Origin of the sequence: Streptomyces sp. (assembly GCF_031178505.1) — a bacterium.
In the GTDB taxonomy this organism is placed as follows: Bacteria; Actinomycetota; Actinomycetes; order Streptomycetales; family Streptomycetaceae; genus Streptomyces; species Streptomyces gulbargensis.
The window spans coordinates 1-8998 of the sequence record NZ_JAPSIW010000230.1 but is presented as its reverse complement, the minus strand read 5'-3'; the positions used below and the strand labels follow the sequence as shown (position 1 = coordinate 8998).

General features: G+C 67.4%; 8 protein-coding genes. 6 read left to right on the top strand and 2 right to left on the bottom strand.

All coding sequences use genetic code 11. The features are described 5' to 3' along the window. The 3 genes from RIF68_RS17095 to RIF68_RS17085 all read left to right on the top strand — a co-directional run. Positions 1-289 (top strand): helix-turn-helix transcriptional regulator (locus tag RIF68_RS17095; RefSeq protein ID WP_309052131.1); only part of this gene is annotated, 289 nt, incomplete at its 5' end. Between the two features lie 346 nt (positions 290-635). Further along, entirely contained in the window at positions 636-866 is a 231-nt protein-coding gene (locus RIF68_RS17090) for a hypothetical protein (RefSeq protein ID WP_309052130.1), read from the top strand. A 42-nt stretch (positions 867-908) separates the two neighbouring features. Then, the gene (locus RIF68_RS17085) at positions 909-1679 is read left to right on the top strand and encodes a transposase (RefSeq protein WP_309052129.1); all 771 of its coding nucleotides are present in this window, start codon (positions 909-911) and stop codon (positions 1677-1679) included. 65 nt (positions 1680-1744) lie between these two features. Here RIF68_RS17085 and RIF68_RS17080 read toward each other — a convergent pair whose 3' ends face one another. Beyond that, positions 1745-2860, bottom strand: coding sequence for a hypothetical protein (locus tag RIF68_RS17080; protein ID WP_309052128.1), 1116 nt, complete (start codon positions 2858-2860; stop codon positions 1745-1747). A 122-nt stretch (positions 2861-2982) separates the two neighbouring features. Between RIF68_RS17080 and RIF68_RS17075 the strand changes: the two genes are divergently transcribed. Continuing rightward, positions 2983-3624, top strand: a complete 642-nt coding sequence (locus RIF68_RS17075) for a hypothetical protein (RefSeq protein WP_309052127.1) — start codon at positions 2983-2985, stop codon at positions 3622-3624. A gap of 229 nt (positions 3625-3853) precedes the next feature. On the opposite strand, the gene RIF68_RS17070 is transcribed toward RIF68_RS17075, so the two are convergent. Beyond that, a complete protein-coding gene (locus RIF68_RS17070; RefSeq protein ID WP_309052126.1) occupies positions 3854-4189 on the bottom strand; it encodes a winged helix-turn-helix domain-containing protein in 336 nt (111 codons plus the stop codon). A gap of 174 nt (positions 4190-4363) precedes the next feature. On the opposite strand from RIF68_RS17070, the gene RIF68_RS17065 reads away from it, so the two are divergent. Beyond that, on the top strand, positions 4364-5506 hold the full coding sequence (locus tag RIF68_RS17065) for an FAD-dependent monooxygenase (protein WP_309052125.1): 1143 nt from the start codon (positions 4364-4366) through the stop codon (positions 5504-5506). A 1256-nt stretch (positions 5507-6762) separates the two neighbouring features. After that, positions 6763-8998 (top strand): PKD domain-containing protein (locus RIF68_RS17055; RefSeq protein ID WP_309052132.1); only part of this gene is annotated, 2236 nt, incomplete at its 3' end.

Below are 8998 nucleotides of genomic sequence, written 5' to 3'. Positions count from 1 at the left end.
CCACGCCCAACCGGGACACCCCTGGACCACAGAGACCCTGGCCGCCGCGACGAGCGTCTCCCGGGCGACGCTGTCCAGGCGTTTCCGGTCCGCCCTCGGACAGACGCCGGGTGCGTACCTGACGCAGTGGCGCATCGACCTGGCGTCCGTCAGGCTCCGCGATACCGATGAGCCGGTCGAGTCGATCTCCGGCGCGGTCGGATATGGCTCTCCGCACGCTTTCAGCCGCGCCTTCAAACGTGCCCGAGGCACGGCCCCGGGCGAGTACCGTTCACGACTTCGCAAATGACGGCTGTCGCGTGGGGTCCCGCCCATTCGCCCCCGTCGCGGTCCGCGCTGCTGGCGTTCGGCCAAGCTCCATGCAGACAAGGCTAAGGGCTGTCCCGTATAAGGACGTGAGCTGGGGGTTTGCCTGACGGTACGGTCGACGCGTGGAGTCGAAGAGGGTGAGCGAGTGCCCGTTGCGCGGGGTCGGTGTGCGTCCTGACTACCTGGTCGGGCGCCGTCTTGAGCAAGTGGTCGCCTCGTGGCACCTGTACGACTCAGAGGCTCCGTCCGGCCCGCTGGACGTGTGACTGATCGACAGCGAAGCGGTTGCCACGCGCATCACGACCGGTTCGGGCTGGTGCCTGATCGTGGAGGCATCGGCTCCCTTCGCGGGATACGACATGGCGGAGTCCGGCCGCATCGAGGTGGCGCCAATCAGCGGCGGGACCCCGTTCGCGGATCACCTCGGCGAGATGGTGCTGGCAGTCAGCGAGGAGAGTGTCCCGGACAGCGGGCGGATCGCACTGGAGATCACCTTCGACTCCGGCCGTGTCCGGTGTGAGACCTGGTCCGGCGACCTCCGCCTGTCCAGCAAGTGATCAACACACCAGCCCCGGCGTGAACCGTGTGAGGCTCCCGTCGTGGCTGGTGTGATCACGGCGTCGCAGCCGTCCTGGATAGCCCCGTTCACCGGGTTGAGCCCCCGCTCCTTCGGCACGTTGGTGGCACAGCTGCGGCATGAGGGGGCTGACCCGGTTCGCAGAGGCCGGCCGTGGAGCCTGCCGCTGGAGGATCGGGTGCTGCTGGTCACGGTCTACTGGCGTACCAACTTGACGTTGCGGCAGCTCGCCCCACTGTTCGGCGTCTCGAAGTCCGCAGCCAACCGCATTGTCAGCCACCTCGGCCCCCTGCTCGCGCTCAAGCCCCGCAGGCGATTCCGCAAGAGCACCGTCCTCATCGTGGACGGCACCTTGGTCCCCACTCGCGACCACACCATTGCCGAGCGGTCGAAGAACTACCGCTACTCCACCAACCATCAGGTCGTCATCGACGCCGACACCCGGCACGTCGTGGTGGTCGGCCAGCCGTTGCCCGGCAACCACAACGACTGCAAGGCGTGGGAACTGTCCGGAGCCAAGAGCTTGGTCGGCAACACCACCGTGATCGCAGACGGCGGCTACCGCGGCACCGGCCTGGTCATCCCGCACCGCCGAGAACGTGGCCAGACCGAGCTACCGGCGTGGAAGGAAGAGCACAACGCTTCCCACCGCAAGGTCCGCGCCCGTATCGAGCACGCCTTCGCCCGCATGAAGAGCTGGAAGGTCCTCCGTGACTGCCGTCTGAAGGCCGACGGCGTTCACCACGCCATGCTCGGCATCGCTCGCCTCCACAACCTCGCCTTGACTGCGTAGCGGATCTATGTCGATGGTCGATGAGGAGCATGGTCGCGATCACTACGCTGTCAGGAACCTCTGACTCAACCATCGAATCGCCGCCATGGCAGCTGGAGTCGGGAAAGCGGCCGCAGCGCGCTGCGATGCAGGGCGCCGATCCAGACGTCGGACTCATTGCTGCTGTTCAGCTCGGGCGAGATATGAGCGACCAGGCCCGGTGCGACGAGGAAGTTCGTCGGACCGATGGGCGCCAGGAACGGCCGTAGCGGTACGCGATGCAGGCAGGCTTCCAGCTCTGACAGCAGCTGCTCGGGCAGATTGCGGAGGAATGCCTGGTACGGGGCAGTCATCGAAGCCTCATACAACGAGAACTGCAGGAGGAACCGGCTCAGCGGCTCCTCCTCGCGGGCCGGCGCGTCGTCCTCGGTCAGCCAGACGTCCGGATCGGTGCTGGCAGCGTCGAGCTGCCACGGGATGGACCAGTCCCAGCAGCCCTGATTCTCGGTTGCGACGACCAGACGCTCGCCGCGGATGTCGGTCGAGAGCCTGGTGAGCGGTTGGATGAAGTTCTGGCCTCCGAGGATGGCCGGACGCTTCTCGGCGAGACGGTAGAAGTCTGCCAAGGCATAAGGGACGGAGCCGGGTATCGCGATGTCGGTGGGTCGGGTTTCAGGTTGGGCGGGAAACCAGCCGGTGACGAAGGATTCCAAGGCCCGGCCGGGGTCCGTGCGGACACTGCCGAGCCAGTCCAGGCCGGGCGAGAGGGGTACAGCGGTTGGCGGCCGAACCGTGTCGAGCAATTCCCGACTCAATGGCGGCTCGATGCGCAGGTGGCAACTATTGAGTTCGCCGTTGGTCCAGGTGCTTCGTGAGTGGCGGACAGGGCCAATGTAGACGGCTAGACCGTCGACCCGAACGAACAAGTGCACCGGCCGGTCCAGATCCGGTTCCAATCCTGCGAGCGACTCTCGACCAGTGAGCCTGGATGCGGCTACTGCAGGCGTAAGACCTCGTAGACGGAACTCCTGGTCGTTCCACACACCGCCTGCTGCCGGATCGTCTGCTGCATCCCCGATGATCACAACAGCCGCAGCCCCGACCGCGACCGTGGACCTGCCTACGTCGAACACGTCGGGCTCCGTACCCGCGAGATCGAGTGCCACGCTCACGTCTACGGTGGCCAAACGCGTCAGCGACATTCGGCGAGTCTATCCGGGGAAGGATCACTGCGGCGCCGGCAAAAGATCTCCAGCGGTCTTGATCGCGGCAGGCCGGACCCACTCGTGAACGCCGGGCAGCAGACATGCTGCAGACTTCCCGGGTGATCGTTCTGCAGCCCGTCCTGGAGGTCTACGCCTCCGACGACTTCACCCTCTGGCCAGTCGCCAAGTCCGCACCGTACGGCTTCCTGCCACTCAGCGGCGCACTCGATCCCGCCGAGGTCGGCACGGCGGTAATGCGCATCGCCGAATGCAACGACATCGATCCCGAGGACGACGGTCGCCCACCCCGGCCCGCCGACCCACTCGGGAGCTTCCTGCATGGACTGCTCACCATGGACGACCTTTTCGCATCCGGTGGCCTGCAGATCACAGACACCGCAAGCGGCACAACGTTGTTGCCGGGCTGCTGCAATGGGCTGGACGAGAGGCGCGACTGGCTTGAGGTCGTCGACGGCACCGGCTGGGCCTCCTTCGGTCACGACCCATCTCCGCTCGCCGAACGTGACGGCGAAGTCGTCCGGTTGACCGTCGACGCCGAGCACGACAACAGCCCGGCGATGGCGGTACCCGTTACGGACCTGCGTCGCCTGCTCGCCGGCGCAGAGCAAGATCTGATCGACTTCCTCCAGCTGGCCGCTGTCTGGGCCGCTCGGCACCTGCCCGCTTACGCCGGCCCGGTCGCCTCCGCCCTCGGCCGTGCTCTAGACCTGCCCGCACCGGTGATCCCGACGAACCCTTAGGGCTGCATGCCGACGCGCTGCCTCAGGTTCATCGGCAGCGGTCCAGACTGGAAGCGGCGAGTTGGATCTTTACGGGACAGCCCTTAGAGATCAACGAAGCCAGTGGTCGAAGCGACACCGATCCCATTTGTGCCCGCGTCGTGTCCAGCTACTTGCGAGCCGGGCGCGGGCTGGATTCGGCCGAGCTCGCGGCTCAACCCGGACTCCCCTCCGGCGTGCTCAGCTGTGCTCAGCGAGGAGCAGTACCGCCCGGGGACTCTGCGCCCAGGAGCGTGAGCAGCCCGGGAAATCTCTTGTCGATGTCCGCGCGTCGTAGTCGGATGCCCTTGCGGTTGCCGTAGTCGATCTCGTCGATGAGACCTGCCTCGCGCAGGACTCGGAAGTGGTGGGTCTGGGTCTGCTTCGAGATCGGAAGATTGAACGAGTTGCAGCCCCGCTCGCTGTCGCTGCGGTCGGCGGCCAACTCCGTCATCACCGAACGACGGTGCTCGTCGGCGAGGGCGCGAAACACCGTCCCCAGATCGAGCGCATCGGCCTCCGGGCCGACCAGGTTTTTCCCGGCCACGCGGCACCTCCTTCAGGTACGACTTGCATCGTACCTGAAGAATGTGCTCCACTGAGGTACGAAATTTTTCGTACCTTGGTTCCGGTTGCGCTGCCCGTCCCGCCGCGCTCTGAGAGCCGGCCCCGGCACTCGCCGGGGAGCTGGTCATCCTCGACACTCCGAGAGGTCATCGTCATGAAGAAGCCCGAGGTGCTGATAGTCGGTGCCGGAATCGCAGGGCCCGCGCTCGCATATTGGCTCTCCCGGAACGGCTACCGGCCAACGGTCGTCGAACATGCCCGGCAGCTGCGCTCCGGTGGCAGCGCGGTCGTCGTGAAGGGGCCCGCGATCCCGGTCGCCGACCGCATGGGCATCCTCCCGCAGCTGCGCGGGCTCGCCACCCGCAATCGGTCACTGACCCTGCTCGACCCCGGCGGCAGGCGAATCCTGCAGCTCCCGCTCACCTCGGACAAGGCGCCGACGGTCGAGGTGACCCGAGCCGACCTGTCCGAGGTGCTCCACCGGTCGGCGCAGACCGAGGCCGAGTTCTTGTTCGACGACACGGTCACCGCTCTCGACCAGGACGAAGGCGGGGTGGACGTCACCTTCCGTAGGTCCGCGCCACGGCGCTTCGACCTGGTAGTCGGTGCCGACGGGATGCACTCCACCGTACGGCGCCTGGTATTCGGACCCGAGCGGCAGTTCGCGAGCGACCTGGGCCTGTACGGCGCGACCGTGCCGCTGAAACCCGACGCCGTCGAGGACCCGAGTGAGATGACGATGCTGACTGTGCCGAACCGGATGCTGGTCGTCCATCCCTCGCGGACCACTCCGCTTGCGATCTTCACCTTCCGGGCCGCACGGCTGGCGCCCCACGACCGCAAGAACATTGCCCTTCACAAGCAGACCGTGGCCGACGCCTACGCCGGCGTGGGGTGGCGGGCACCGGAACTCGTGGCGGCCTTCCTCGACCACCCGGCCCCGTTCTTCGACCCCCTGACCACCCTCCGGATGCCCTCGTGGTCCCGCGGACGGGTCGTCCTGCTCGGGGACGCGGCGGCGGCGACAGCCCTGCTGGGCGACGGGTCCAGCATGGCGATGGCGGGCGCGTACGCCCTCGCGGAAGAGCTCGCCGCCCAACCCGGTGACCACGCCCGCGCCTTCGCCGTCTACGAGTCCCGTCTCCGCCGCGAGGTAGGCCCACGGCAGCGACGCGTCGGTCCGCTCTCCAGGCTCATGGTGCCCCGCACCCGGCCGGGCCTCGCAGTGCGCAATACGGTGGGCCGCGCGGTCAGCCGCACGCACCGGAGCGCCACTCGCGAAGCCGCGAACCGGTAGACCGAGCCCGCACCGACCGCTCACCGGCCGGTGCGCAGCTCCCCTGTAGCTCCCAACCGGGTCGGCGCCGCCATGCGAGCAAGCCATGGCCGCCCTGAAGGGCTGGCGCCCCCGGCGGAAACTCCGCTGTAGCACCAACCGAGTCACCGCCATCGTGAAGACGATCCCCACCCTTCGTCACGCCTCAACCTGAGGTTGGAAAAGGCTCATTGGCGCGCTTACCGAGCTGATATGGGTGCTGGGACTCGGTGCCTGGGCGCTGATCGGCGCACTGCTCATCGAGTTGATCTTCCGGCCTTGAAGCGTGGATCTGCCGAGGTCGGAGCCGGCCCCGGCTCTGAGCAGTGCCTGTGCAGAGCAATCGAATAGTGCAGGGTCAGAACACTGCTTCTTCACCAGTCGGGTGCTGCCGCAGCTCGTGTCGGCGTCGTGGACGTTGGCCCGGAGGATGCGGCCGGTGCCCAGGTGCAGGGAGACCCGAAGCTGCCGGCCTATCCGGTTGGGCACTCCAGCCCGATGAGCGGCAGCGACACCGTGGAGCCGGCCTTGAGGACGAACGGCAGCTCAATGTGCTCAGCCTCGCTCCCGACCCGCACCGGCGCCGCGTAGTGCACCAACGGGGTGAACAGTATCTGGGTGCGCCGGCCACGCTTCCACCCCACGCGCCGGACGGCTCGGCTTCGACGGGCGGGTGCTGCACCGGGCAGACCTGCTCCACACTTGCACACCGCCTCTTGGAGGAAGACCGTCGCTGAGACATGCCTGGTTGCCCGCATAAACGGCGAGCTGGCGGTGTGGGAGGGCGAACGGCTGGCTTGCGAGCGGCTTCAGCAGCGTTTGGCCCGCCCACCTGCTCGGGTCCGACCTCCTGCGCCTGGACGGGCCGGTTGAGTAGCCAGGTGCGACGTCGATGATCTCGGCGTTTCGGTATGGATGCGCAAGTGTGATCGTGGGGCGTACAACCCTGCTCAAACGTTGGTTTCCTCACGTGGCCTTCCGGAACTTGACGTGTTGATGTCCGTTTCCTGCCTGTTGACCTGGCGCTCTGGTGAGGCGTTAGTTACTCCTGGCTACTTTGTGAATCGTGTGGGCGGGGTGTGGCAGGGATGTGGACTCGGTTGCGAGGCGGGCGAGAAGTGCTGCCCTCGCCGAAGGCCCGGGCTGGGAGGCCTGGCAGAAGACGTGACAGCAGGGCCGTTGCGGGTATGACCGCGGCCGTGTGTGCGGCGGTGGTCGCGGCTTTCGTGCCCGGCCCGATGGCCTCCGCGGTCGGTGACGATGCGGCCGGTGTGCCGTTGACGGAGGGGCAGAAGGCCCTTCAGGCGGCGCAGGAGTCCGGCCAGCGGGTGGAGGTGACCACAGAGAGGGGGGAGCGGACCACGGTGTTCGCCAACCCGGATGGTTCGACGTTCACGCTGGAGGAGTCGTCGGTGCCGGTGCGGGTGGCGAAGCCCGGTGGCGGCTGGCAGGCGCCTGATCCCACGCTGGAGATGCGGTCCGACGGTTCGGTGGGGCCGAAGGCGGCCTCCGTGGACATGTCCTTCTCCGGTGGCGGAGACGCGCCGCTGGCGCGGATCGACGAGCGGGGCCGATGGCTGGAACTGGACTGGCCAGGACCTCTGCCCGAGCCTGAGCTGGACGGCTCCAGCGCCCTGTACCCCGAGGTGCTGCCGGGTGTCGACCTGAAGGTGACCGTGACGGTCGAGAGCTTTCAGCAGGTGCTGGTGGTGAAGACGCCCGAGGCGGCAGGGAGCGAAGAGCTGAAGAAGCTCACCTTCGGCCTGGAATCTGACGGTCTGGACGTGGTGGAGGGCGCCGCCGGCAACTTGGCCGCGCTGGACGACGACGGACAGGCCGTGTTCAAGGCGCCGCCGGCGCAGATGTGGGACTCGGCGGGCCAGGGCGCTCCGGAGCCGAAGACGCAGCTCCTGCGGGTGGAGGCGGAGCAGCCCGAGCCGGCGGATCCGGCGGAGAGTACGGCCTCGGGGACGGGGCTGGAGCCGGGGCAGGGCGACACGGTCGCCCGCATGGACGTCCAGGTACACGAAGACGCCCTGACGGTTGTGCCGGACGCGCAGATGCTGGCCGACACGGACGCGTCGGCCTTTCCTCTGTTCATCGATCCCACCATCACCTGGGGTGAGTCCGAGCGGACGCTGCTGCGCAGCGACGGCTACGAGTCCTACGGCTGGGGCAACGGCAGCGACAACCTTGGTAAGGGAGCTGGCAAGTGCGGCTCCTGGAGCGGCTACTACTGCGGGCCGGGGTACGTGCAGCGGCTGTACTTCGAGTTCTCGCCGGCCAGCTTGAAGGGCAAGAAGGTCCTGGACGCCACGTTCCGGGTGACTGAGCCGTGGGCGTTCCAGTGCAGCCCTCGCTGGGTGGACCTGGTCCGCACGAACAACATCTCCTCCTCCACCACCTGGTCTTCACGGCCCAAGGAACTGGACTGGATGGGCGACCGGTACGTGTCTGCCGGCCGTGGCTCACTGTGCGACCCGGACTCGCCCGACGCGCCGATCGAGTTCAACGACAATCCGGAGGAGACCAACGAGAACCTCACCCCGACCGTGCAGAACTTCGCGGCGGGTAAATTCTCCCGGCTCACACTCGAGATCCGGGCCCACGACGAGTCGGACACCTCGGCGTGGAAGCGGTTCCGCAACGACGCGGTACTCGCAGTGGACTTCGTGGGGCTCCCGGACAAGCCGACCGGCATCGCGCTGATGACCGGCTCTGGTCCCGTGTGCGAGCGGGCGGAAGCTGACCCAGCGGTCGTCTCGGACCCGACCCCGACACTTCGGGCGTACGCCCAGACGAAGGCCGGGGGCGAGAAGGAGGCCCAGCTGCGGGTCTACTTCGACCTCGATCACAAGAACGCGGACGGCACGTGGTCGGACACCAGCCCCGGCAACGGGTCGGTACGTCCCTCATCCGGCTACATAGGGGACGGCAAGTCTGTCACCCTCACGTGGTCGGCGCTGACAGACGGCAAGCTGTACCGCTACCAGGCCTGGACGCACTCGTTCTACAACGCCGGCAAGAGCCATCTGTCGAGCAGTACCTCGGGCTGGTGCTACTTCAAGGTCGACTCCACCGCGCCCAAGGCGCCCAAGGTCACGGTCGGGGAACCGTACAGTGCGTGCACGGCTACCGCATGCGTTCCGGGCGGCGGTCCCAACCAGTCGGCGACCCTGTCTTTCGCCGCCGCGACCGGGGATGCGAACAACGTCTCCTACCAGTACAAGTTGTCCTCGGACGACGCCTGGTCGAGTGAGCTCAAGGGCGCTTCGGTCACGCAGAAGATCACGCCGGAACGTTCCGGCACCTACAGCGTGTACGTCCGGGCGAAGGACGACGTCGGCCGCTGGGGCGCACAGAGCGTCGTCGACTTCCTGGTGGCGGCCGGTGAGGGCCCCATCGGGCGGTGGCACTTCGACGAGGCGAGCGGTGTCGCCGTGGACGCCGCGACAGCGGACGGCAAGGACGACG